Source organism: Bacillus sp. FSL R5-0659 (assembly GCF_038008785.1).
GTDB classification, from domain to species: Bacteria; Bacillota; Bacilli; order Bacillales; family Bacillaceae; genus Bacillus; species Bacillus safensis.
This window is the reverse complement of record NZ_JBBOZU010000001.1, coordinates 2,942,538-2,967,481: the sequence shown is the minus strand read 5'-3', so window position 1 is coordinate 2,967,481 and position 24,944 is coordinate 2,942,538. Positions and strand designations below refer to the sequence as shown.

General features: G+C 41.2%; 26 protein-coding genes and 1 other RNA gene. 21 read left to right on the top strand and 6 right to left on the bottom strand.

Annotation, left to right across the window (positions count from 1 at the left end; all coding sequences use genetic code 11):
* Positions 1 to 114: 114 nt before the first annotated feature.
* Positions 115 to 519: a helix-turn-helix domain-containing protein gene (locus NSQ72_RS15350; RefSeq protein WP_341084478.1), complete on the bottom strand. Its 405-nt coding sequence runs from the start codon at positions 517 to 519 to the stop codon at positions 115 to 117.
* 154 nt (positions 520 to 673) lie between these two features.
* Between NSQ72_RS15350 and NSQ72_RS15345 the strand changes: the two genes are divergently transcribed.
* The 10 genes from NSQ72_RS15345 to NSQ72_RS15295 all read left to right on the top strand — a co-directional run bounded on the left by NSQ72_RS15345 (position 674) and on the right by NSQ72_RS15295 (position 9,224).
* Positions 674 to 907 (top strand): helix-turn-helix domain-containing protein, encoded by a 234-nt coding sequence (locus tag NSQ72_RS15345; protein WP_024719830.1) that lies wholly within the window; start codon positions 674 to 676, stop codon positions 905 to 907.
* Positions 908 to 936: 29 nt separating this feature from the next.
* Complete coding sequence (locus NSQ72_RS15340; protein ID WP_039181465.1) at positions 937 to 1,227, top strand: AbrB/MazE/SpoVT family DNA-binding domain-containing protein; 291 nt, start codon at positions 937 to 939, stop codon at positions 1,225 to 1,227.
* 186 nt (positions 1,228 to 1,413) lie between these two features.
* Positions 1,414 to 1,647, top strand: a complete 234-nt coding sequence (secG, locus tag NSQ72_RS15335) for a preprotein translocase subunit SecG (protein ID WP_003212746.1) — start codon at positions 1,414 to 1,416, stop codon at positions 1,645 to 1,647.
* A gap of 124 nt (positions 1,648 to 1,771) precedes the next feature.
* Entirely contained in the window at positions 1,772 to 2,518 is a 747-nt protein-coding gene (locus NSQ72_RS15330) for an alpha/beta hydrolase (protein ID WP_064498032.1), read from the top strand.
* A gap of 19 nt (positions 2,519 to 2,537) precedes the next feature.
* Complete coding sequence (rnr, locus tag NSQ72_RS15325) at positions 2,538 to 4,880, top strand: ribonuclease R (protein WP_025094047.1); 2,343 nt, start codon at positions 2,538 to 2,540, stop codon at positions 4,878 to 4,880.
* A 139-nt stretch (positions 4,881 to 5,019) separates the two neighbouring features.
* Positions 5,020 to 5,490, top strand: a complete 471-nt coding sequence (gene smpB / locus NSQ72_RS15320) for an SsrA-binding protein SmpB (protein WP_012011279.1) — start codon at positions 5,020 to 5,022, stop codon at positions 5,488 to 5,490.
* A gap of 173 nt (positions 5,491 to 5,663) precedes the next feature.
* Positions 5,664 to 6,026, top strand: a transfer-messenger RNA (tmRNA) gene (gene ssrA / locus NSQ72_RS15315).
* A 932-nt stretch (positions 6,027 to 6,958) separates the two neighbouring features.
* Positions 6,959 to 7,462: a hypothetical protein gene (locus NSQ72_RS15305; RefSeq protein ID WP_041088240.1), complete on the top strand. Its 504-nt coding sequence runs from the start codon at positions 6,959 to 6,961 to the stop codon at positions 7,460 to 7,462.
* Positions 7,463 to 8,173: 711 nt separating this feature from the next.
* Entirely contained in the window at positions 8,174 to 8,647 is a 474-nt protein-coding gene (locus tag NSQ72_RS15300; protein ID WP_039181448.1) for a hypothetical protein, read from the top strand.
* Between the two features lie 7 nt (positions 8,648 to 8,654).
* Positions 8,655 to 9,224 (top strand): hypothetical protein, encoded by a 570-nt coding sequence (locus NSQ72_RS15295; RefSeq protein ID WP_341084474.1) that lies wholly within the window; start codon positions 8,655 to 8,657, stop codon positions 9,222 to 9,224.
* Between the two features lie 91 nt (positions 9,225 to 9,315).
* Here the strand turns inward: NSQ72_RS15295 and NSQ72_RS15290 are convergent, their stop codons facing one another.
* A complete protein-coding gene (locus NSQ72_RS15290) occupies positions 9,316 to 9,555 on the bottom strand; it encodes a hypothetical protein (protein WP_251181281.1) in 240 nt (79 codons plus the stop codon).
* 246 nt (positions 9,556 to 9,801) lie between these two features.
* Here NSQ72_RS15290 and NSQ72_RS15285 point away from each other — a divergent pair, with 246 nt between their 5' ends.
* From NSQ72_RS15285 to NSQ72_RS15240, 10 genes are all read left to right on the top strand, one after another.
* Positions 9,802 to 11,403: a histidine kinase N-terminal 7TM domain-containing diguanylate cyclase gene (locus NSQ72_RS15285; RefSeq protein WP_039181438.1), complete on the top strand. Its 1,602-nt coding sequence runs from the start codon at positions 9,802 to 9,804 to the stop codon at positions 11,401 to 11,403.
* Positions 11,404 to 11,664: 261 nt separating this feature from the next.
* The gene (locus NSQ72_RS15280) at positions 11,665 to 12,120 is read left to right on the top strand and encodes a DUF6376 family protein (protein ID WP_144490077.1); all 456 of its coding nucleotides are present in this window, start codon (positions 11,665 to 11,667) and stop codon (positions 12,118 to 12,120) included.
* 106 nt (positions 12,121 to 12,226) lie between these two features.
* The gene (locus tag NSQ72_RS15275) at positions 12,227 to 12,532 is read left to right on the top strand and encodes a metal-sensing transcriptional repressor (RefSeq protein WP_012011272.1); all 306 of its coding nucleotides are present in this window, start codon (positions 12,227 to 12,229) and stop codon (positions 12,530 to 12,532) included.
* Between the two features lie 72 nt (positions 12,533 to 12,604).
* The gene (gene copZ / locus NSQ72_RS15270) at positions 12,605 to 12,811 is read left to right on the top strand and encodes a copper chaperone CopZ (RefSeq protein WP_024423475.1); all 207 of its coding nucleotides are present in this window, start codon (positions 12,605 to 12,607) and stop codon (positions 12,809 to 12,811) included.
* A gap of 80 nt (positions 12,812 to 12,891) precedes the next feature.
* Positions 12,892 to 15,327 (top strand): heavy metal translocating P-type ATPase, encoded by a 2,436-nt coding sequence (locus tag NSQ72_RS15265; protein WP_341084471.1) that lies wholly within the window; start codon positions 12,892 to 12,894, stop codon positions 15,325 to 15,327.
* Positions 15,324 to 15,458 carry a hypothetical protein gene (locus tag NSQ72_RS15260; RefSeq protein ID WP_260981860.1) on the top strand — a complete coding sequence of 45 codons (135 nt, stop codon included), beginning with the start codon at positions 15,324 to 15,326 and terminating at the stop codon, positions 15,456 to 15,458. The genes NSQ72_RS15265 and NSQ72_RS15260 overlap by 4 nt, the downstream gene beginning before the upstream one ends.
* 371 nt (positions 15,459 to 15,829) lie before the next feature.
* The gene (locus NSQ72_RS15255) at positions 15,830 to 17,107 is read left to right on the top strand and encodes a cation:dicarboxylate symporter family transporter (RefSeq protein ID WP_039181428.1); all 1,278 of its coding nucleotides are present in this window, start codon (positions 15,830 to 15,832) and stop codon (positions 17,105 to 17,107) included.
* Between the two features lie 18 nt (positions 17,108 to 17,125).
* The gene (gene aspA, locus NSQ72_RS15250; protein WP_341084468.1) at positions 17,126 to 18,571 is read left to right on the top strand and encodes an aspartate ammonia-lyase; all 1,446 of its coding nucleotides are present in this window, start codon (positions 17,126 to 17,128) and stop codon (positions 18,569 to 18,571) included.
* A gap of 116 nt (positions 18,572 to 18,687) precedes the next feature.
* Positions 18,688 to 20,004, top strand: coding sequence for an ATP-binding protein (locus NSQ72_RS15245; RefSeq protein WP_341084467.1), 1,317 nt, complete (start codon positions 18,688 to 18,690; stop codon positions 20,002 to 20,004).
* Positions 20,001 to 20,933 (top strand): response regulator, encoded by a 933-nt coding sequence (locus NSQ72_RS15240; RefSeq protein WP_034280916.1) that lies wholly within the window; start codon positions 20,001 to 20,003, stop codon positions 20,931 to 20,933. Before NSQ72_RS15245 ends, NSQ72_RS15240 begins: the two co-directional genes overlap by 4 nt.
* 19 nt (positions 20,934 to 20,952) lie before the next feature.
* Here NSQ72_RS15240 and NSQ72_RS15235 read toward each other — a convergent pair whose 3' ends face one another.
* Positions 20,953 to 21,558 carry a TetR/AcrR family transcriptional regulator gene (locus NSQ72_RS15235; RefSeq protein WP_058838168.1) on the bottom strand — a complete coding sequence of 202 codons (606 nt, stop codon included), beginning with the start codon at positions 21,556 to 21,558 and terminating at the stop codon, positions 20,953 to 20,955.
* A gap of 88 nt (positions 21,559 to 21,646) precedes the next feature.
* On the opposite strand from NSQ72_RS15235, the gene NSQ72_RS15230 reads away from it, so the two are divergent.
* Positions 21,647 to 22,195, top strand: coding sequence for a hypothetical protein (locus NSQ72_RS15230; RefSeq protein ID WP_039181417.1), 549 nt, complete (start codon positions 21,647 to 21,649; stop codon positions 22,193 to 22,195).
* A 37-nt stretch (positions 22,196 to 22,232) separates the two neighbouring features.
* On the opposite strand, the gene NSQ72_RS15225 is transcribed toward NSQ72_RS15230, so the two are convergent.
* The 3 genes from NSQ72_RS15225 to NSQ72_RS15215 are packed head-to-tail and all read right to left on the bottom strand — an operon-like array spanning position 22,233 to position 24,800.
* Positions 22,233 to 23,171 carry a metal ABC transporter substrate-binding protein gene (locus NSQ72_RS15225; protein ID WP_341084466.1) on the bottom strand — a complete coding sequence of 313 codons (939 nt, stop codon included), beginning with the start codon at positions 23,169 to 23,171 and terminating at the stop codon, positions 22,233 to 22,235.
* 13 nt (positions 23,172 to 23,184) lie between these two features.
* Positions 23,185 to 24,057 carry a metal ABC transporter permease gene (locus NSQ72_RS15220; RefSeq protein WP_058838167.1) on the bottom strand — a complete coding sequence of 291 codons (873 nt, stop codon included), beginning with the start codon at positions 24,055 to 24,057 and terminating at the stop codon, positions 23,185 to 23,187.
* Entirely contained in the window at positions 24,057 to 24,800 is a 744-nt protein-coding gene (locus tag NSQ72_RS15215) for a metal ABC transporter ATP-binding protein (protein ID WP_058838166.1), read from the bottom strand. The genes NSQ72_RS15220 and NSQ72_RS15215 overlap by 1 nt, the downstream gene beginning before the upstream one ends.
* Positions 24,801 to 24,944: the final 144 nt, after the last annotated feature.

Genomic DNA, 24,944 nt, shown 5'->3' with positions numbered 1-24,944 from the left:
ATGGTTATAGATTCGATATGTCTATTTTACTTGATTTGTTGACTATTGGCAATAAGTACACCATGAAAATATTGACATTAGTTAATGGTGGATGTACATTAGGTTTATGCCCCGCTATTTGTTCGCCTTTTTTTGGTTGATGAGCGTGAGAAAGTATTCATTCAGCTGGCTGATGTCTTGTGCGGAGAGGCTTTCCCATTTGTCCCCGTCAAAAATGGGAAGATGTTCTACATCCTTTTGAAGCGCCGTTTGATAGATTTTTAACATGGACTCATATTTCGGTTTCATTTCATGAACTTGTTCCTGTTCAATATGACCGGCAAGCAGCATTAAATCCTCATAAGGCACCTTCAAGGCGTGTGCTAATTTTTTTATGGTTAAAGGCTTTGGCACACCGCGCTTTCCATTTTCAATACGAGAAATACCAGCAGCGCTTACACCTGAATACATGGCAAGTTGATTGACCGACATTTTTCTATTTTCTCTTAAAATGCGTAATTGTTCACCAAAGTGATTCATGACATCGAACCTCACATTTCAGTATATGACTTATTTTAGTATGATCATTGACCAAAGGAAATAGCAGAGGAGCAAAAGTGTTGACATAAGTTAATGAATCTGCTTGATGTGAGAGCCTTACATGTTGTACATATTGATTCCATAGGAGGTTGTAATGATGGTCGAAAAGATTCAGATCAGGCGGGCTTTTGTCATGCAGTATATGATCGAGAACGATATGTCTTTAAATCAGCTCGCTGATGAAATTGGCATCTCTCCTGCCACTCTTAGCAGGGTATTAAATGGTCACCGAAAACCAGGACAGCTTGTCATTGGCAAAATGATTCATTACTTTGATAAAAAATTTGAAGATCTATTTTACTATGAAAATGTTGACAAAAGTCAATAGACGATATCATCACCAAGGAGGAAATGTCATTGAAAAGGACTGGGATGGTCAGACACATTGATTCTCTCGGCAGAATTGTTCTGCCGTCAGAAATGCGCAAGGTACTCAATATTAAAGAAGAGCAGCTGTTAGAAATTTTCATTGAAGATCAAACCATTATGCTGAAAAAATATGATGCAGATAAGAGCTGCCTACTGACGGGACAAGTGACGAAGTACAACAAAAGCTATGGAAATGGAAGCGTGATGCTGAGTCCTGAAGGAGCTGAACGTTTGTTAGAAGAATTAAAACAGCTATTGAAGGAAGAAGCAACTCATTAAAAATGAGTTTTTAACCGAAAAATTGCATATAAAAATGCTGCAACCAGCAATTTGGAACGAAATTGTATCAAAATAACGAATCAAGTCGACAATATATAGGAAATCTTTATTTTGATGTTTCGTGACATGCACCTTGTTTTCATGTAAAATAAAGTTATGTGTACCAGTTTGTCTGGAGGTGTTTTCATGCACGCATTTGTTATCACATTACTCGTAATTGTCAGTATCGCACTTATTATCGTTGTATTACTACAATCAAGTAAAAGTGCTGGACTGTCAGGCGCTATTTCAGGTGGAGCCGAGCAGCTTTTCGGTAAACAAAAAGCGAGAGGCCTTGACTTGATTCTTCACCGATTAACGGTTATTTTGTCAGTGCTTTTCTTCATCTTAACACTTGCATTGGCATATTTAGGCGTGTAAAGCGCGAGTAACAGAAGGTCTGATCTTTTTTCAGACCTTTTTTTATTATCAGCACTCTTTTGTGTTTGTTTCATACATACAAGTGGAAAATATAAACCATATCAGAAGGAAAGGAAGTCACATCATGAAAGTTGTTACACCAAAACCATTTACGTTTAAAGGTGGAGAAAAGGCGGTGCTTCTTCTTCACGGTTTTACTGGGAATACAGCCGATGTTCGAATGCTTGGCCGTTATTTGAACGAAAGAGGATATACATGCCATGCACCTCAATATAAAGGACACGGTGTGCCGCCAGAAGAGCTTGTCCATACAGGCCCGTCTGACTGGTGGAAAGATGTAGAAGAAGGCTATCAATTCTTAAAAGATGAGGGCTATGAAGAGATTGCGGTTTGCGGACTATCCCTCGGAGGAGTTTTTTCATTGAAATTAGGTTACACTGTACCTGTAAAGGGAATTGTACCTATGTGTGCACCTATGTACATAAAAAGTGAAGAAGTCATGTACCAGGGTGTACTAGATTATGCCCGTAACTATAAGAAATTTGAGGGTAAGTCAGAGGACCAAATTGAACAAGAAATGGAAGCGTTCAAGAAGACACCAATGGATACTCTCAAGAGCCTGCAAGAACTGATTGCAGATGTCAGAAACAATGTCGACATGATCTATTCACCTACTTTTGTTGTGCAGGCACGTCACGATCATATGATTAATACAGACAGTGCGAATATCATTTATAACGAAGTAGAGACAGATGATAAGCATCTGAAATGGTATGAAGAATCAGGCCATGTCATCACGCTTGATAAAGAGCGGGAGAAGGTTCATCAGGATGTCTATGCATTCTTAGAATCACTTGATTGGTCAATTTAAATATATAGGGGGTTAGAGTGTGCAAAAAGAAGAATTTATGGATGAATTACTCGCTTTTATGAAAGAAGAAGCGTATAAACCGTTAACAGTTCAAGAGCTGGAAGTCATGATGGAGATTACCAATCCTGATGATTATAAAGAGCTCGTCAAAGCACTTGTGACGCTGGAAGATCAAGGACTCATCGTTCGCACGCGCAGCGACCGTTACGGTGTACCAGAAAAAATGAATTTAGTAAAAGGAAAGCTGTCTGCTCATGCAAAAGGATTTGCATTTGTAACGCCAGAAGAGTTTGGACAGGATGATATTTTCATTCCCCCAAATGAGTTAGGCACAGCGATGAATGGCGATACCGTCATGGTTCGTGTCAGCCACAAATCAAACGGCACGAAAAAAGAAGGAACTGTCATCCGCATTCTGGAGCGCAATACTCAGACGGTTGTCGGTACCTATACTGAAACGAAAAGCTTTGGCTTTGTTATTCCTGATGATAAAAAAATCACAAACGATATCTTCATTCCGAAATCCGCTAAAAACGGAGCGGTTGAAGGTCATAAAGTCGTTGTGACGCTGACAAGCTACCCTGAAGGAAGAATGAGTGCAGAGGGTGAAGTGACTGAAATTCTTGGTCATAAAAATGACCCTGGCATTGATATTTTGTCGATCATTCATAAACACGGTCTGCCAGGTGAGTTCCCAGAAGAAGCACTTCAGCAGGCAGCGGACACACCGGAAACGATTGATGAAAAGGACCTTGAAGGCAGACGTGATCTGCGCAATGAAACGATCGTGACAATTGACGGTGCAGATGCGAAGGACTTAGATGATGCCGTAACCGTGCAAAAGCTGGATGATGGCAAATATAAGCTCGGCGTGCACATTGCAGACGTTTCTCATTATGTCACAGAGAATTCGCCGATTGATCAGGAAGCTTATGAACGTGGAACGAGTGTGTATCTCGTCGATCGCGTCATTCCGATGATTCCGCATCGTTTGTCAAACGGTATTTGTTCATTAAATCCAAAGGTCGATCGTCTCACCCTGTCTTGTGAAATGGTCATTGATCGTAACGGGAAAGTCGTCAAACACGAGATTTTCCAAAGTGTGATCAAAACGACAGAGAGAATGACCTATTCCGATGTAAATAAGATTTTAGTCGACCAAGACGAAGAGCTTCTAAACAAATATGAGCCGCTTGTTCCGATGTTCCAAGAGATGGAGAAGCTTGCAGAGATTCTACGTGACAAACGAATGGAGCGCGGAGCTGTAGACTTTGATTTCAAGGAAGCAAAAGTACTTGTAGATGATGAAGGCGCAGCGAAAGATGTTGTCATTCGTGAGCGTTCCGTTGCAGAGAAATTAATTGAAGAATTCATGCTTGTTGCAAACGAAACAGTTGCAGAGCATTTCCACTGGATGAATGTTCCGTTCATTTACCGAATTCACGAAGAACCAAATCCTGAGAAACTTCAGCGCTTTTTAGAGTTCGTGACGACGTTTGGTTACATTGTAAAAGGAACGTCAACGAATATTCACCCGCGCGCACTTCAAAGTGTCCTCGATGCTGTCAGGGATCAACCAGAAGAAGTCGTCATTCAAACTGTGATGCTTCGCTCTATGAAACAGGCGAAGTATGATCCAGAAAGCATTGGCCATTTTGGATTATCAACGGAATTCTATACACATTTCACATCACCGATCCGACGTTACCCGGATTTAATCGTGCATAGACTGATTAGAACCTATTTGATTCAGAAAAAGACAGATGAAGCGACCTTAGAAAAGTGGGGCCAGCTGCTGCCTGAAATCGCAGATCATGCATCTACGATGGAGCGCCGCTCAGTCGATGCAGAGCGTGAAACAGATGATCTGAAGAAGGCAGAGTTTATGCTAGATAAAATCGGTGAAGAGTTTGATGGCATGATTAGTTCCGTGACGAACTTCGGACTATTCGTTGAACTGCCAAATACGATAGAAGGTCTTGTCCATGTCAGCTACATGACTGACGACTATTATCGCTTTGATGAGCAGCACTTTGCCATGATCGGTGAACGTACAGGAAATGTCTACCGAATCGGTGATGAAATCACTGTCAAAGTTGTGAATGTCAATAAAGATGAGCACTCGATTGATTTTGAAATCGTCGGTATGAAGGGCACTCGCCGTAAATCACCAAAAGATTTCAAGTTCAAAAAACGGACAGATCCACCAGCGAAAAAAGGGCGTGGAGGTCAAAAAGCCTCTGGGGAAAAAGGCAAAGAGGATAAAAGCGGAAGTGACTGGTTCACAAGCCGTAAGAAGAAGAAAAAGAAAAAACGTGTATTTGAAAACGCACCGAAACAAAAACGCAAAAAGAAAAAGTAACGTGCCAAAAAGCAAATAGGGCATCACGCTCTATTTGCTTTTTGACCACATGGCGTCAGCATTGTCGAAAGGTGGATTGTTTGATAAAATAATCCGTACGATTTGGACCGTGTCTGTGTCAAAAGGAGGGTGTACGCCAATGCCAAAGGGAGAGGGAAAGGTTGTTTCCCAAAACAAAAAAGCAAATCATGATTACTTTATAGAAGAAACTTACGAAGCCGGCCTTGTATTACAAGGAACTGAAATCAAATCGATTCGTGCTGGAAAAGTGAATTTAAAAGATTCCTTTGCCAAAATCGAGCGAGGAGAAGTGTTTCTTCACAACATGCACGTGAGCCCATACGAACAGGGGAACCGTTATAACCATGATCCGCTGAGAACGAGAAAGCTGCTGCTTCATCGCAAACAAATCAGCAAATTGATTGGTGCGACAAAGGAAGAAGGCTACTCACTTGTGCCTCTGAAACTATATTTGAAAAATGGCTTTGCCAAAGTGCTGATCGGAATCGGAAAAGGGAAGAAGAAATACGATAAGCGTGAAGATCTGAAGAAAAAAGATGCAAAACGTGAAATCGAACGTGCCTTCCGCGATCGTCAAAAGCAATTCTAGCCCGATGCAGATGGCTTGCTGAGAGCGGAAGCATTATGCTACAATATGTTATGCAGAAAACAATCATCGTTTTTTTACAGAAACCACCAGTTGTTTCGAGCGATGAGATTGTTATAATAGTTATATACGGAAGCAGTTAAGCTGAACTTCCATCCCGTATATCCCTTTTACAAGGGGACGTTACGGATTCGACAGGGATGGTTCGAGCTTAGGCTGCGAGCCGAGAGGCGATCTCGTTAACACGCACTTAAATGTAACTGGCAAAACTAAAAGTTTTAACCAAAACTTAGCACTAGCTGCCTAATAAGCGCAGCGAGCTCTTCCTGACATCGCCTATGTGTCTGTGAGGAGCCCAATGAAGTAGGCTACGCTTACGTTTCCGTCTGAGGACGTAAGAAGAGATCCATCAGACTAGCTCTCCAAGCGCCCGTCAGCAGGCATGAGGATGAGTGAACACAAAATATGTTGACTACGCTCGTAGACGCTTAAGTAATCGATGTCTCTGGACGTGGGTTCGACTCCCACCGTCTCCATCAAAACTTTTAGAATGCAGTCGTATCAAGGGTTTGAAAACCCTTGATGTGAGGCTGGCATCATTCTGGCAACATTTTAGAAAACTACTTCTTTCATAAAAGCTACAACTTCCTTTTGTTTGGAAGGGTATATGTGGCTATAATTTTTTAGTGTTTCTGCAACATCTGAGGCCATAATTTATTAAATATTAGGCATGTTTTATGATAAGCCCAATTGGTCAGCGAAACACAAAGAAATAAAGTTTGGTGAAGCATTTACGCTTGATTAGGTGACCGGTAACGGATCGAAAATGTTTAAAATTAGATCAGGATTATACATCACTGCTTCATTAAAATATGTAAATTGAGAACTCTTCCATTTTTTTTGGAGGGGCTTTTTTGTGTTAATTCTTTACTTCAAGTCCACCTATTTATCATTCGTATTTTTGGAATATCAAAAAAACATTTAAAGAAAGGAGGGATACATCTATCTTGTCTAATGCTTCTTATTACTTATTTTTACATAAATGTTGGAAGGTGAAAGGAAATTTGAGATAATGAATTGAAATTACCTTGGATATACATGAAAAATAGATGTGTAGAATGTTTGATTTTTCTGTGATTTGGGAGGTGAACTATAATGAATGGAATAGATATATTAGAGGACGCTTCAAGACTTGGTCAATTAATTCTTTTCTTCTCTGGATACGCTCTTTATTGGAAACTAATCAAAACAAAAAAAGAGCGACCTCTCACAAAGTACGAAAATTTCCTTAAATTTTTTGTAATGTTAGGCATGGTAATTTATTTTCTCTCGTTTTTATCTTTAAACTTGTGGGCGTAATATGTCGATGTATGTCTGATTATGACTAATGGGTTTAACTCTCTCTTAAAACCCTTTATTTTACATAAATGTATGATAAGGTAATTTTGAGTTGAAAAAAGGGGGAGTTAATATGAAAAGATTGGTTTTTTTAATGTTAGCATTAGTTCTGGCTGTGACTGCCTTTGCTCCAGCTGCTGCTGCAAAGACACAAAGCACAAAGGGATTAGAAGGTTTGACAGAAGAGCAAATTGAGAAGTCTTTAAAAGAAATTGAATACATTTTCACAAAGATTATCATTTCTGATAAAGAAAAAGGCTACACCATTAATAAAGAAGAGCTTGCAAAATCACCTTATACAGATGCAGAAAAAAATGGAATGATCGCTTTCGCAAAATTAATGAATCAGGAAGCGACCACGAAAAGTAACACGGTAACTCGCTGTGTCGAGGATGCAGTTGGCATCGCTAAAGGTACTTTAAAGCATCTGCAAAAAGCAATAGATAAGGGAGATTGGATGACAGTGGCAGTATACTTAGGCGGTATGGGCCTTGCAATTAAGCCGAGCGTGTTATTTGTATTCATGCTGTTTTGTGGTGCGCCAGTAGCCAAAATTGCTCCTGCTCAATATGAATAAGATTAATATGTAAAATTGGCCGTCCACCTGGGCGGCTTTTTTAAATTACTGAACTTCCACTCATGCTTCTCTTTATCCTATTCTATTTCATTTCTAGACATCAGGTTTTTAACAGCCTTACGGATCGCGAGTTCATCTTTACTAGTTTTTTTTAAGGTCATCCATCGAAGGGTTCTTGCGAAATCGGCTCATATTATAAATGATTCGGTATAACTTCCTTTCAAGATCCGTCACGTCGTACCCTTCTACAAAAAGATAATAAAAACCCTTCAACTTGAAGGGTCATATTAAAGAAGATACTTTATCGGTAATTTTCATTTGTTCCCCCCGAACGTTCGTTCAAGAATTTAGCCACTGTTTCTTCTTCATCTATATAAGGAACTTTCCAAAATACAGCTATCTGATTGACTGTATCATCATCCTTTGCAGCATGTATAAAGGGTTTGAAAGCCCTTGATGTGGGGCTGGCAACATGAAAATTGAGATTAAATACAAGAAGACGCTATTGATAGCGTCTTTTTTTTATGCTTTTTATAATTTTTTAACAGAAAAGTCAAATGAGAATCTATTTACTAATAAATTGAATGAATAGCTAAATATAACCACTATTTAACCGATGAAATGTAGGAATGTTACACCATATACAAGTGGCAATTTCATTAAATTTAAAGCTTGAAAATAACAGCAGGAATGCAGAAGGAGTTTATCTTAGTGAACAAAGTAAAGACTAAATCACTATTCGCAACGATGATCATGCTTGCTGTGCTGATGGTATTCGGTACAGCGTGCAGCAACCAAAAAGCAGAAAAAGAATATGCCGAGTGGTATGAGAACTACAGAAGTGATATCGAAGACACAATGCTCGTGTTTGCTAAAAAGATGGTGGCCATTGATGCAGGTAATGATGAATGGCTTGGATCTGTCGAGAAGTCACTTTTTGATGTACAAAAAGTCATTGATGAAGGTAATGAAAAGAAAAACGTTCCTGGTGCTTATAAAAAAGCACATGAGTATTTGCTAAAAGCAAACAAAGGATATCAATATGCCGTAGAAGAAACACCGAAAGCACTTGAAAATCTTGATCTTGAATCATTGGATAACATTTCGAAAAGTCTCGACAAAGCATACGATCAAACAGCCAAAGCCGATGACGAAGTAGAAAAAGTCTCAAAGGATAAGGAGTAATTCACACATGAAGACAAATAAAAGGACAATGATTTCAGTATTTCTTCTAGTATTTACATTGATTATGAGCACAGCATGCGGTAAAAATGAAGCAGCAAACGGTTCATCGTCAAATAAAACGCCGGCAAAACAAGAAAAAATTGAAAAGATGACCGATAAAGAATATGCTGCATGGTATAAGGGGTATTTAAAACGTTTTGAAGATAGAATTATGCCTTTCTTTTTTTCATTAGTTCCAATGGATAATGTTTATGATAAAGAATGGGCTAGTGAACTTGAGAAGAAAATTGATAGCCTGCGAGAATTACTTAGCGAAGCCAAAGAAAACGAAAACAAAGTTCCAGATACGTATAAAAAAGTAAATAGTTACTTAGTAAAAACAGATGACAAATTAGAACCGGTTTTCAAAGATATCATAAAGGTTACAAAGCAAGATAAGGTCGTTGATGATGATTTGAATTTCATAGATTCTAGAATGAAGAAAGCATTAGAAGAGATGGTTCTTGCAAAAACAGAAGTTAGTAAAATTGAAGATGAGAAAGCTAAAGATACACCAAAGGACAAATCAAAATCTTGATTTTAAAAAATGATGCTGAAACTTTTTAAGGGAGATACACCGAACTTGGATCACAACAGAAAAAGAGATGCCAGATTTGGCATCTCTTTTCTTATGTACCCTTTCTCATAGAAGACACCACCAACCGAACAAACAAAGGAAAAACCACAACCACCGCAATCATCATCAAAAATTCATCTGACACAAGTTCCACAAATGTTGTCTGAATCACATAAATCGCAATCAGCAGCAAGTAACTGATCAAAAATAATAATCCAGAACTTCTCTTTTCAAACGGTTTTTCCAAAAGAATCAGCATAAACAGCCCCATCATGATCATCCAAAAAGTCATATTCCTTTCTCCTTTCGAGTCTCCTCTCCATTGATCCCCACATTGTACATATATTTTTCTGGGCGCAACATACTTCTCCCTCAAATTAAGCAAAAAGTAGTGAAAATATAAGGGGGCACGAACAGGTAACGCCTGAAAATTTACAAAAAACCTCCAACCAATTCAAAATCACATCTTCCCATTTGTGACGTCCTCATATATAGTAAGATTAGACTAGTTCTAAATGACTGAAATTGGGGCGTTTACATGGATTCGATTGTTTTACATTTTATTGTGATCATGAGTGTTTCTGGCATTCTGTCCGTGATATTATCAATCATTGCTCATGCAAACCGCCATCGGTATATTGGCTGTCAATTGTTTATGTACATGTCTGGAGCAACTGCGATTTATATCTTTGGGCATACGTTTGAATTATTGGCTCGTACCCCTGGAGAAATCATGTTCTGGGTTTGTTTTCAATACATAGGTCTTCCGTTTATCGCACCGCTCAGTCTGCTGATTGTGCTGCAATTTACGGGATTCCATCAATATTTCACAAAGCGCCGCGTGCTTCTCATCTTATTGATTCCAACTCTCACAACCATTTTGGTGTTCACCAACTCTTTACATTCGCTCTTTTATCGAGACATCACGATAAATCCAGTAGATGGTTTTTTATTGGCTGATTTTACGATTGGCTATTGGTATATCATCCATGGCGTTTATACGTTTGGCTGTTCGATGCTCGCTATTTTTATGCTGGTTTGGTTTTTACGTGTCACAAAAAAAGAATATTTAAAGCAGATTCTGATACTGTTAGTGGGAATGTTATTACCCATTATGACTTCTTTTATCTATTTATTAGGCGTCACTCCTTTTCATATTGATCCGGTCCCTGTGGTGATGTTTCTGACTAACGCACTCTATTTATGGGCGATTATGTCGTTCCAGCTCTTTAAAATCTCTCCCATTGCAATGGAGCGTGTGTTTGAGCATATGTCTGAAGGGGTTCTGATTTTAGATCGATATCGGACACTCATTGATTACAACCCCGCTGCAGCATCGATCATTCCGACACTTGCGAATAAAAAGGGAATTGGCTATAAAGTCGACGATATTTTCTCTGGAATCATCAAAGATTCAGCGTTCATTCAGTGGCTGCGCTCTCCGCAGGATCATTCGCAATATGATCTAATGTGGAAAAAGGAAAAAGACCAGTCCTGCTATTATCATCTGACCGCTTCGTCTCTATTTAATAAAAGAGGAGAGATCGAGGGCAGGCAAATAGTGATCAGTGATGTAACAGAGCAGCGTTTGCTGCAGGAAGAGCTGGAGCGTCGTGCGTATATCGATGGTTTGACGAATATTTTCAATCGTTCTTCTTTCATCGAACGAACGCAGCTGATTTTGGAAGAGGATGCGCAGGATACGGCGGTTATGCTGTTTGATATTGATTTCTTTAAACAAATTAATGACACACACGGACATCATATTGGAGATGAAGCACTGCGTCATGTTGTCTCTATTTGTCAGGAGCATTTACAAATGGATGATTTATTTGGACGATATGGGGGAGAAGAGTTTGCCATTTGTCTGCCGCATCAGTCATTTAAAGAGGCATGTCATATCGCGGAACAAATAAGACATTCGTTTGAAGCGAGTTTCTTTACGAATGATGAGGAAAAAGTGCGAGTGACAGCGAGCTTTGGAATTGCTCATACAGCCAATGATCCTTGTGTATTAGAAACACTTCTATTTGAAGCGGATCAGGCCTTGTATATGTCAAAACGCCAAGGACGGAACCGGATTTATGCATCAACTGGTAAGGGCCATGTGCTGTATCATGAGCAGGACCTCCCGAATTGACTGTTGTCCCGACATTCGATATGATAAACATAACATTTGAACGGTTTCCTAAAAGGGGAGTAGCTTTTACGGTCTGGTCGTCATTACAGAAACATTCGTTGTTTCTCGGTCATTCCGGCATGAACAATGTTAGCCAGACCTTTGCCTATCACACATGAGGCAAAGGTCTGGCTATTTTTAAGGTCTTTTTGCATCTGTGTGATATAGAGGGAAGCGGAACAAATGATGCTTTTAATCCTACAGATGAAAGGATGATCGATCTTGAAAAAATATGTGATGGCTTTCCTATTTTCCGGAACGCTTGTATTAAGCGGGTGCTCCGGCTTGCTTGATCAAGTCAACGATACAACGACATATGTCACTGAGGCAAATGACTATGTGACAGACATTCAGCAATTTATAGAGGACTTTCCAAAACTCGCTGAAGAAGCTGTGCAAAATGCCGCCAAAAAAGCAGAATTAACGCAGCAGCTTGAATCATTGAAGGCAGATATTCAAGATTTTAATGAAGTCACAGCGCCAAAAATAGCAGAAGACCTGCATGCACAAATCATTGAAAAAAATAAAGTGCTGTCAGAGGAAATCCAAACGTATTTACAGCAATTGAAAGCAGGCGATATTGATGCTGCCTCCATACTGGAGGATCAGCAGGGATTGATGAAACAGCTTCAACAATCCGTCAATCTTTTGCAGGATATCGAACAATTAACAAATTAGGACAAACATAGCTTTATATGCGATGCTCAGCATATCTTTGCCTTTTCCGGTGGAGATATGCTTTAATTTAGGTAATGAAAAGTCATAATAGAAAAAAGGTGATCACATGACAGAACATGAAGAACGACATATGGCTTCGCCAAGAGCCGAGAAGGAAAAAGATCAATTGATCAATCGCTTGAAACGAGTGGAAGGACAAGTTCGCGGGATTCAGCAAATGATTGAAAACGATCGTTACTGTATAGATGTTGTGAATCAAATTTCCGCAGTCAATGCGGCTTTGAAAAAAGTCAGTCTGCATTTGATGGAAAAGCATACACATCATTGCGTAGCAGATGCTATCAAGAGCGGCAATGGGGATGAAGCCATTGAAGAGTTAATGACGGTCTTTACGAAACTGACAAAATCGTAGCATTTATGTTTACATTGATACCCTACTAGGGTATAGTAAGTTATAGAAAATGATTGATGGAGGCGATGAGAAGTGGAACAAGCAACACTTCAAGTGCAGGGCATGTCTTGCGGACATTGCGTGAAAGCAGTCGAAGGAAATGTAGGAGAATTAGCAGGTGTTGAATCTGTGAAAGTCCATTTAGACAAAGGACAGGTGGAGGTTTCATTTCACCCGGATCAAGTCACATTACACCGTATCTCTGATGTGATTGAAGAACAGGGATATGATGTCGTATAAATGAACATACGTGCTGCATGACAGCACGTCTTTTTTTCAAAATATAATACCCCCATGGAGTATATGGAGAGGTGAGATCAATGAAAAAGGAAATTGACTTTCAAATTACGGGGATGACCTGTGCTGCCTGTGCAGGCCGCATCGAAAAGGGATTGAACAGGCTGGAAGGTGTGGAGGATGCCAGTGTGAATTTGGCGCTTGAAACTTCCCATATCATCTACGAATCAGAGCAGTTAACACCAGATGATTTGAAGCGAAAAGTCCAATCTCTTGGTTACGATGTGGTGATAGAGAAAGCAGAATTTGATATAGAGGGAATGACTTGTGCGGCTTGTGCAAACCGAATCGAGAAAAAAATTAACCGAATGGACGGTGTCGATCACGGGTCTGTAAACTTTGCGCTAGAGACACTTCAGGTCACATATCATCCGGGCCAAACGTCTACAAATGATATAAAAAATGCAGTGCAGTCTATAGGGTATTCCTTAATTGAACCAGACGTAGATCAAGCAGAGGGAGGAAAAAAAGATCACCGCCAAGCAGCAATAGAGAAGCAGACGGCACGCTTTTTATTCTCAATGATTTTGTCACTGCCGCTTCTTTGGGCAATGGTCAGCCATTTTTCTTTCACATCCTTTATTTGGCTGCCTGAAGCGTTCATGAATCCATGGGTTCAGCTGGCGTTAGCAGCGCCTGTGCAGTTTATTGTCGGCTGGCCATTTTATGTAGGCGCGTATAAGGCTTTAAGAAATAAAAGCGCCAATATGGATGTTCTTGTCGCACTTGGGACATCTGCCGCGTTTTTCTATAGTTTATATGAAAGCATCCAGTCAGCGATTCGAGGCACACATGAGGCAGCCCTCTATTATGAAACAAGTGCTGTCCTCATTACGTTGATCGTGCTCGGAAAATTAATGGAAGCAAGAGCAAAAGGAAGATCATCAGAAGCGATTCAAAAACTGATGGGCTTACAAGCGAAAGAAGCGGTTATCGAGCGAGATGGCAAACAGATGACTGTGCCTATTTCGGACGTGAAAGTGAATGATCTTGTGTTTGTCAAACCAGGTGAAAAAGTGCCGGTAGATGGAGAGATCATAGAGGGGACAACCGCAATAGATGAGTCCATGATTACAGGAGAAAGCCTGCCAGTTGATAAAACCGCAGGAGATATGGTCATCGGAGCAACGATCAATAAAAATGGATTTATGAAAATAAAAGCGACTAAAGTCGGGAAAGAGACGGCGCTTTCCCAGATTATCCGAGTTGTAGAACAAGCGCAGGGCTCAAAAGCACCGATTCAAAGAATGGCAGATCAAATATCAGGGATATTTGTGCCCATCGTTGTAGGAATTGCTGTGCTCACATTCCTCATATGGTTTTTCTTTGTCGACCCTGGGAATGTGACGTCAGCACTTGAAACCTTTATAGCCGTCATTGTTATCGCATGTCCATGTGCGCTCGGACTTGCTACACCTACCTCTATTATGGCTGGCAGCGGCCGTGCGGCTGAATCAGGCATTCTGTTTAAAGGCGGAGAGCATTTAGAAGTGACTCAATCACTCGACACGGTGGTGTTAGATAAAACAGGAACTGTGACAAAAGGGGAGCCGAGTCTGACAGATGTGTTGGCATATGCGAATTGGACAGAAGATGCGGTGCTGCAACTAGCAGGATCGGCAGAACAGCAGTCGGAACACCCGCTTGCCCGAGCGATCACAGATGGAATGAAGGAACAAGGTCTTGAAGCAGTCGGAGTTGAAGCCTTCCAAGCAGATCCAGGTCATGGAATTGAAGCAAAGGCCGCAGGGCACAAGCTTTTCATTGGCACACGGAAGCTTTTACAGAAACATCATATCCCATATAATCAAGTCGAATCATCCGTCACAACGCTGGAGGAGCAAGGAAAAACGGCTATGCTTGTCGCGATTGACGGCGAAGTCGCTGGCATTGTCGCGGTCGCAGATACGATCAAATCATCCTCTCCTCAAGCCATCGCTCGTCTGAAAGAGCAGGGGATTCACGTTGTGATGATGACAGGTGATAATAAACTAACAGCAGAGGCGATTGCGGAACAGGCGGGCATTGATCATGTCATTTCTGAAGTTCTGCCTGAGGAAAAGGCAGCGCACATTGCAGCGCTTCAGAAACAAGGAAAAAAAGTCGCCATGGTCGGAGACGGTATCAATGATGCCCCAGCTCTTGCAACAGCGAATATTGGGATGGCTGTGGGAACAGGGACAGACGTTGCCATGGAAGCAGCAGATATTACGCTCATGACAGGAGATCTCCATGCGATTGCAGATGCGCTGGAATTTAGTCAAAAAACAATGAGGAACATTAAGCAAAATTTATTTTGGGCGCTTGCCTATAACTGTATTGGGATACCGATCGCTGCATTTGGTTTCCTTGCGCCATGGCTTGCAGGAGCGGCAATGGCCTTTAGCTCAGTGTCCGTTGTGCTGAATGCACTCAGATTGCAGCGATTGAAGCCAGTCAGAGAAGGAGTGGCAGAATGAAGCTGAATGTCAAATGGATTTGGACGATTAGTGCATTGTTCTACGTTGTTCTTGTCCTCATTGGATATGCGATGTACGATAGATTTTCTACACAACAAGATACACCAAGTGAACAGATGCAAAATCATTAAGACTTCGCCAAAAGCGAAGTCCCAGCGTGTAGACAAACCCTCGCATTCTTTGTCAGGTCTGTGCGCCAGTGCTCACGAATGTCCATTTGCTCCGCGCTGGTACTCGCCCTTCCTAGACTTCAAAGATTTTCTATCACGCTGAAAAGAAGACAACGTGCTAAAACAAAATCATTTTAGCACGTTGTCTATATTCTAAGACTTCGCCAAAAGCGAAGTCTTTTTTTAACAATATTGTGGAAAAACCCACCTTTTTAAAGATTTTTCATAAAAAATTCACTTCTTTTTGTTCCTTTTTGTCGTTTTTTGTAGGTTCGTCGTTAAGATGCGATTAAGCAACAAAGAAAGCGTTATCAAAAAAAGGGGGTTCACGTATGAAAAAGTTAGGGTTAGCTTCTCAAATACTCATTGCACTTGTTCTGGGTGTTGTCGTGGGAGCGCTGTTTTATCAAAATGAAACCGTTATTAATGTGTTAACGCCGATTGGCGATATATTCATCCATTTAATTAAAATGATCGTTCTTCCAATTGTTATTGCTGCATTGATTGTAGCAGTTGCAGGTGTAGGCGATATGAAAACGATCGGAAGACTCGGCGGAAAGACCATTCTTTACTTCGAGATTGTGACAACGATTGCATTAGCAGTTGGACTGCTTGCAGCAAACGTCTTCCATCCTGGTACAGGAATTGATATGAGCAACATGGAGAAAGGCGATATCTCTAAATATGAAGAGACATCTAAGGCTTCTTCTGAAAAAGCGACTTTCTCTGAAACGTTGGTTCATCTTGTACCAACAAACGTTTTCCAATCTATTGCAGAAGGTGATCTATTACCAACCATCTTCTTTACAGTCTTATTCGGATTAGGAATTGCCGCAGTAGGAGACAAAGGAAAACCAGTATTAGGATTCTTTGAGGGTATACTCGAAGCCATGTTCTGGGTGACCAATAAAGTGATGAAGTTTGCACCATTTGGTGTATTCGCGCTCATCAGTGTGACGGTGATCAAATTCGGGGTCGGAGCGCTTCTCCCGCTAGGTAAACTGGTACTTGTCGTTTACGGTACAATGGCATTCTTCGTCATTGTTGTACTTGGCATTATTGCTAAAATGGCTGGAACAAGCGTCTTTACACTATTTAGAGTATTAAAAGAAGAAATCATTCTTGCATTCTCAACAGCAAGTTCAGAAGCTGTACTGCCTAGATTAATGGACAAAATGGAGAAGTTCGGCTGCCCGAAAGCGATCACGTCGTTCGTTATTCCAACAGGCTATACCTTTAACCTAGATGGAAGTGCCATCTATCAATCCATTGCTGCGATATTTGTTGCACAAATGTACGGCATGCCGCTTTCCATCTATGAGCAAATTACGTTACTATTAATTTTAATGCTGACATCTAAAGGAATGGCTGGTGTACCAGGTGCATCGATCGTTGTTGTCATCACAACTCTTGGTGCTATGGGACTGCCACTTGAAGGACTTGCCTTCATCGTTGGGATCGACCGACTTCTTGACATGGTTCGTACAACAGTGAACGTATTTGGTAACTCACTTGCAGCCATTGTCATGTCTAAGTGGGAAAAAGTATTTGATCAAGAGAAATCGAAGAAGTATATTGAGGAATTGAAACAACAAACAAAAGCAGCGTAAAAAAGGAGATCTTTTCAAATGACGAAGCTACAGGACAAGCAAGTTCGAATCGAACGAGACTTTCTAGGTGAAAAGGAAGTAGACACTCAAGCATATTATGGAATTCAAACATTACGTGCAGTGGAGAACTTTCCAATTACAGGCTACCGTATTCATGAGGAACTCATCAAAGCATTAGGGATTGTCAAAAAGGCAGCCGCACTTGCAAATATGGATACACAGCGACTATATTCTGGCCTTGGAGAAAAAATTGTTGAAGCCGCAGATGAGGTCATCGAAGGAAAATGGAACAATCAATTTATTGTCGATCCAGTTCAAGGCGGGGCTGGCACTTCAATGAATATGAATGCCAATGAAGTCATTGCAAACAGAGCGCTTGAACTACTAGGAAAGGAAAAAGGCGCTTATACTGAGCTAAGTCCAAACACGCATGTGAACATGTCGCAGTCAACAAACGACGTTTTCCCAACAGCGATTCATATTTCAACATTGAATATGATTGAAAAACTACTTTATACGATGGAAAACATGCATCAAGTCATGACCGAAAAAGCGCAGGAATTCGATCATGTCATCAAAATGGGACGTACGCATCTTCAGGACGCTGTTCCAATCAGACTTGGACAAGAGTTTAGTGCGTATGCAAAAGTTCTTGCTCGTGATATTAAACGTATCAAGCAGTCTAGACAGCATTTATATGAAGTCAATATGGGTGCAACAGCAGTCGGAACTGGATTGAATGCAGATCCTAAATATATTCGCCATGTGGTTGGCTATCTATCTGATATTAGCGGATTACCGTTAGTTGGTGCTGAAGACTTAGTCGATGCAACGCAAAATACAGATGCTTATACAGAAGTATCTGCTGCGCTTAAAGTATGTATGATGAATATGTCCAAAATGGCGAACGATATTCGTCTGATGGCTTCTGGTCCAAGAGCAGGCTTTGGTGAGCTTCACTTGCCGCCGAGACAGCCAGGTTCATCTATCATGCCAGGGAAAGTCAATCCAGTTATGCCTGAGGTCATGAACCAAGTGGCTTTCCAAGTCATTGGGAACGATCACACAATCTGTCTTGCATCAGAGGCTGGCCAGCTTGAACTGAACGTTATGGAACCAGTGTTGGTGTTCAACCTGCTTCAATCTCTCAGCATGATGAAAAATGTATTCGAGTCCTTCGTGGACAACTGCTTGCGTGACCTAAAAGCAGATGAATCTAGATTAAAAGAATATGTAGAAAAGAGTGCCGGTGTCATGACGGCGGTGAACCCGCATATTGGTTATGAAGCGGCTGCACGAATTGCAAGAGAAGCCATTCTTACAGGCGCATCTGTACGTGAGCTTTGTCTGCAAAATGATGTGTTAACAGAGGAAGAGCTTGATGTCATCTTAAATCCTTTTGAAATGACAAAACCAGGTATTGCTGGCGCATCACTTTTAGAAAAAGATCGTTTAGAAGATTAAGCGGCATCATGAGAAGCGCACACCGGCAAAGTTCCGGTGTGCGCTTTTTCATGGAGGTTTGTTTTTCTTTAGCTCACATAGTATACTATCGTCAATTATTAGGGATGTGACTGCGTTTGAATCTACTGAAAAAATGGCTGAATACAGAGCCTTATTTAATTGTGCTGCTCATTGTACTGACGCCGATTGGCGGAGAGTTTAAATTTTATCCATTTGAGGACAGCTTTCGGGTCAGCTTTGGAACCGTTGTCTTTTTCTTTATCCTGCTTCAAATGAAAAGATTTCCTGCATGGGCAAGCGGCATCATCGCTGGGATATCTGTTTTTGCGTTTCGCGTGCTGCTTGATACAGCCGTGACAGGGCATCTTCCGCTGGAAGAGGCGGTTTCATTAAGATTTCCTTCCCTGCTTTATTATGTCGTCTATGGCACACTCTTTTATTTATTGAAGGTCAGACGTTTCCGTGATCGGCCTTGGCTGATTGGAGCAACAGGCATCATCATGGAGCTGTGCGCAAGCGTTGTTGAGATCATTGCACTTCGAGGCACCATGGATGAAATTTTAACGGGGCGGACGCTGTTTCAATTATTTGTTTTGGCGATTTTCAGAAGCTTTTTCGTGTTAGCTTGTTATACAATGATTCGCTTATATGAAGAGCAGGCGAGAGAGCGTCAGATGAAAAAGGAAAAGGAACATCTGCTGATGCTCCTGTCTAACCTTTACACGGAATCTACATATTTTCATAAAACACTCGCACATGCTGAGCACATTACGGCTACATCCTATCAATTGTATCAATCTCTTCACCACGCAAAGGATGCAGAATCATTGGATTTGAAAAAGCTCGGTAAAACCGCCTTGCAAATTGCAGGAGAGGTGCATGAAATCAAAAAGGATAACCAGCGGATTTTTTCTGCCTTATCAAAGCTGATTCATGAGGAAAATTTCCAGGCTTATGAGAGTCCTTCTCATATCGCTGGGCTTGTCATTCGCATACATGAAAATTATGCTGAATCTCTTAAAAAAAACATCGTCTTTCATTATGATGAAGATGGGCAGCACCCCGCCTATCACGTGTATACCATTCTATCTTTGTTAAATAACATCGTATCCAACGCTGTTGAAGCCATTCCTGTAGATGGAGAGGTGTCACTTTCTATTTCAAAGAAAGAAAACCAGGTGATTTTTCAAATCAGCGACAACGGGCCTGGCATAAAAGAACGTAATCATCATGTTATTTTTAAACCAGGCTTCACTTTAAAATACGACCAGGTTGGGAATCCATCGAGCGGTATCGGGCTTGCGTATGTAAAGGATACAGCGGAGAAGCTTGGTGGGAGTGTTGAGATGAAGAGTATCCCAAATAAACAAACGATTTTCACATTAACGATACCAGTAGATCAAGTCAGTAGAAAAGAGGGGATTGGGAGATGAGATTTTTTATTGTTGATGATGATGAAGCCGTTCGTTCTTCACTGGCTCAGCTCATTGAAGATGAAGAGCTTGGTATTGTGGCCGGAGAAGCAGAGGATGGCGCAGAGTTAACAGCCAGCTACTTAAATGATTTGCACATTGATATTTTATGTATTGATCTATTGATGCCGGAAAGAGACGGGCTTGAAACGATTCGAGCAATCAAGGATGAGTTTCACGGGAAATATTTAATGCTGTCACAGGTTGAAACAAAGGAATTAATCGGACAGGCGTATACACTTGGCGTTGAGTATTATGTGACAAAGCCGATCAATCGTGTAGAGGTCTTAAGCGTTCTCCATCTCATGATTGAACGCCTTCATTTAGAGCATTCAATTGAAAATATTCAGCACTCACTTAAATCGGTCATGCAATTTCAGCAGCGCGGTCAGACGAAAACGAAGCAGCGGGGGAAAAGTCTTGCAGAGGCAGGGCAGTTTTTGCTGGCGGAGCTTGGTATTGTTGGTGAGAAGGGGTCTAAAGATTTATTAGATATGATCCTGTTTACAGACCAGTATTTAGCGCTGCATGCTGATCATCATGATTCCTTTCCTTCTTTAAAGATCATTTTCACTGGGATTACGGAGGATAAATTAAGTGAGCCCTACACATCGGCAGACATCGCAAGAGAAGCAAAGGCAGCCGAGCAGCGGGTAAGACGTGCGATCAACCAATCATTGAAACATATCGCATCACTTGGGCTAACCGACTTTTCCCATCCAACATTTGAAAATTACGCATCAAAATTTTTCGATTTCACCATCGTGCGAAAGAAAATGAGTGAATTGACGAAAGAGATGAGCGGAAGAGAAGAACACACCCGTATCAATGTGAAGAAATTTGTGCAGGTGCTTTACTACGAAGCAAAACGTATTTTTATGGAAGATTAAAAAAAGACATGCTCTCCAATTAGGGAGACATGTCTTTTTTTGTGATGGATTGCAGGTGCATTTGCAGCACGGAGCGTATGAGCTGAGGCGGTAACCGATGAGGCTGTACAATTCCATTCAATGCAAGCCCATTAATGACCGCATAAAGCCGCTCAGTTTCTAATAAAAGATCGATATCATCTAGCAGCAGCCCATCCTCTTTCAATTTCATTAAACAATATTGGGCGGTTTGGAAAAGTTCGTCATACATCTTTGCATTGAGCGGCTGTAGATCTGGTTCAGTCAGTGCCTTGACGGAAAAAGCCTGCCACACCTCCATTTCAAATTTTCGTTCTTCATCAAGTGGAAGAACCTGCTCCAATAAATTGATGACATTTTCCTCCGTTGAACCGTTTAATGGAAGCCCTGTAATCCGCTCCTTGACTCTTTCCTGAATTAAATTCATGGAGAATAGAAACAACTCTTGCTGTGTGGAAAAATAATGACGCATAGAGCCGGCTGAAATTCCAGCTTCTACTGCTATTTTTCGTACAGAAGCGCTTTCCAAACCTTCTTGTTTAATCACTCTCATTGCAGCTTGAGCGACCTTTTGTTTTTGTTTATGGTGATCAACGATTTTTGGCATACATTGATTTTAGCATAGCTGTTGTTTTTTTAACACATCTGTGTTATTTTTTATTTAATACAATTGTGTTAAAAAGGATGTGGGGAAATTGGTCGGGTTACTGATTGTGGCATGTGAAATTGGTTTTTGGCTGTTTATTTTAATGGGTTTAACGCTTCGTTATGTGTTTAAACAGAAAAAGTGGGGTGCTTTCTTTCTTGTCTGTACGCCGGTTTTAGATCTCATCCTTCTTGCGGCTACTTATATAGATTTAAGACAGGGGGCTGTGGCGACTGTCATCCACGGGCTTGCGGCTGTTTATATTGGTGTGAGTCTGGCCTTTGGACATCAAATGGTGAAATGGGCAGATGCTAAGTTTGCTTATCGTTTTGCAGGTGGCCCTAAGCCAAAGGGAAAACCAAAGTACGGTAAAGAGCGGTCTATGTATGAAATGGTCGGCTGGGCTCGGCATGTCATTTCTTATGTCATCGGAGCGGGGCTGTTATATGGTTTGACCTATCTCATCCAAGCACCAGAGCGGACGGAAGCGCTGATGCAGCTTGTCAATACATGGGGAATGATCCTAGCCATTGATTTTGTCATTAGCATCAGCTACGTCATTTGGCCGAAAAAACATCCGGAAAATATAGCAGGCTGACAAATAAGACAGGCGGATTCACTCCACCTGTCTTTCCTTATGATGACAACCCTTTGTAAATGGTGTCAATATTCCATTTCATCATCTTATAGTAGCTGTCTCCATCTTCACCTTTTTTTCCAATAGAGTCAGTGAAGACTTTTCCTTTGATTGGAACCCCGGTTTCCTCAGAGAGGCTTTCAAGGCTTCGTTTATCAACGCTTGTTTCAAGAAAGAGAGCAGGAACTTGATGATCTTTGACAAAATGAATGATGCGCTTCATTTGTCCTGGTGTTCCTTCACTTTCTGTGTTGATCTCCCAAATGTAGCCGGCTTTCAGTCCATACGCCTCTGCAAAATACTTGAATGCTCCTTCACTTGTGACTAGGAGCTTTTTGTCTTTTGGCAGCTGATCAAACTTGTCTTTTGCTTCATCGTGAAGCGCTTTAAGCTTTTTGATATAGGCTTCTGCATTTTTTTCGTAATCCTCTTTATGCTCAGGGTCCGCTTGAATAAGCGCATCTCGGGCATTTTGGGCATAAAGGATCCCATTTTCAACATTCAGCCATGCGTGGGGGTCCTGCTGGCTTTCGAGCCCTTTTGAAGACAAATGCTTCACTTTGACGCCTTTACTCAGCTCGGCTACAGGTGCATCATCCCCGTCCTTGCCGCTCGATTCAAGCAGCTTTTGAAACCAGCCGTTTCCTGTTTCAAGGTTCAAGCCATTATATAGAACAAGGTCTGCATCCGTCGTATATTGAACATCCTTTGGCAGTGGGTCAAATTCGTGTGGGTCTGTACCAATGGGAACAATGCTGTGAATAGAGACATGCTGCCCGCCTACTTCCTTCACAATGTCATAAAGAATGGAGTAGGTCGTGACAACTTTTAATGTGCCGTCATCTTTACCGGAATTACTTTGCTGGGTCGAACAGCCTGCGATGATCATAAGGGCAATGAATACTGCGGTCAAACGGATTGCAAATACCTTCTTCATATATGTCCTCCTTTTACATAGACGCTTCCTTTTTTAAGTGCGTTCGTTTTCGTTTAGATTTTAATGATCTCCATAGAATGCCTTGCTTTGGTGAAAAGATAAAGGCACTGCCGAATAAAATGGTGGCGACCAGCACGATGGAAGCACCAGACGATAAGTTATACGTAAAGCTAAGCCCTAGGCCTACGACAGCAGATACAGCACCGAAAAAAGCAGATAAATAAATCATGATCCAGAGCCGGTCTGTCAAGAGATAAGCGGTGGCTGCCGGCGTGATCAGCATGGCAACGACAAGAATAATCCCAACGGTTTGCAGTGATGCAACGGTTACAAGGGTCAATAAGGTCATGAGAAAATAATGAATCATACGATTCGGCAAACCGTAAACCGAAGAAATCACCGGATCAAATGAACTAATGAGCAGTTCCTTGTAGAAAACGATGACGGCTAGCAAAATAAAAATGCCGATGCCAAGTGTAATCCACATATCAGCTGATCGAACAGCTAGTACGTTTCCAAATAGAATATGATATAGATCACTCGAACTTTTCAAAAATGTGATCAAAATAATCCCGATTGAGAAAAAGGCTGTAAAGACAATGCCGATGGCTGAATCATTTTTTATGCGGCTGTTTTGACTCACGTAACCGATTCCAATCGCTGTTAACACGCCAGTTAAAACGGCACCGAAGAAAAAGTTAATTCCAAGCATATAAGAAATGGCGACACCTGGCAGTACGGCGTGTGAAATGGCGTCTCCCATCAAGGCCATGCCGCGTAAAATGATAAAGCAGCCGATAACGCCGCAAATGATGCCTACCATAACGGATGTAAATAGCGCTTTTTGTAAAAAAGCATATTCAAAGAGTCCGGTTAAAAATTCCATTACACGTCTCCTCCTGCTGATTTTAAGAATGGCAGCTGTGTTTCATATGCTTCCAGCATGATCTCTGGGCGAAGGATGTCGTGTACAGACCCTGCTTTGATGAGTTTTTTATTTAACAGAACAAGATGGCTGAAATAATCATCTGCCTTACTCAAATCGTGATGGACAACCAAAATGGTTTTTCCTTCATCTCGTAATTCCTTCAAAATGCGCACCATCGTTTCTTCACTTGCCATATCAATCCCGACAAACGGTTCATCCAAACAGAAGAGCTGTGCGTTTTGAGCAAGAGCCCTTGCAAGGAAGACACGCTGCTGCTGCCCGCCGGATAACTCACCGATTTGTCTTTTGGCAAAGTCTTGCATTCCGACTTTTTCTAAACAGTGATACGCATATGCCCGGTCTTCTTTTTTTGGACGTTTCATTAGTCCGAGCTTCGGATATGTTCCAAGTAGTACGGTATCCAGTACATGAATGGGAAACGTCCAATCTAAATCATTTCTCTGCGGTACATAGGCGATCTGTTTTCTCACTTGTTTAAAGGGCTGTTCAAAAAAACGAATATCCCCTTGATCTTTTTCAATTAAATCCAAACATGCCTTGAGTAACGTCGATTTACCAGCACCATTTGGACCGATGATTCCTGTCATTGTCCCTTCCTGTATGGAAAGAGAGACGTTCTCTAATGCATCTTGTCCGTGATATGAGACATGAAGACGGTCGATTGTTAAAGCATTTGACATCTCTTGCGGCCCCTTTCAATCATGATTGCACTTCCTAAAGATATATGCATAAAATAAATAATTTTGACTAAAGGATGAAATGATTCTCTAATGCTAATTTGTTTCCTTAGGGAAACTTTTATTTTATTCTAAGCGTCTGTCCTT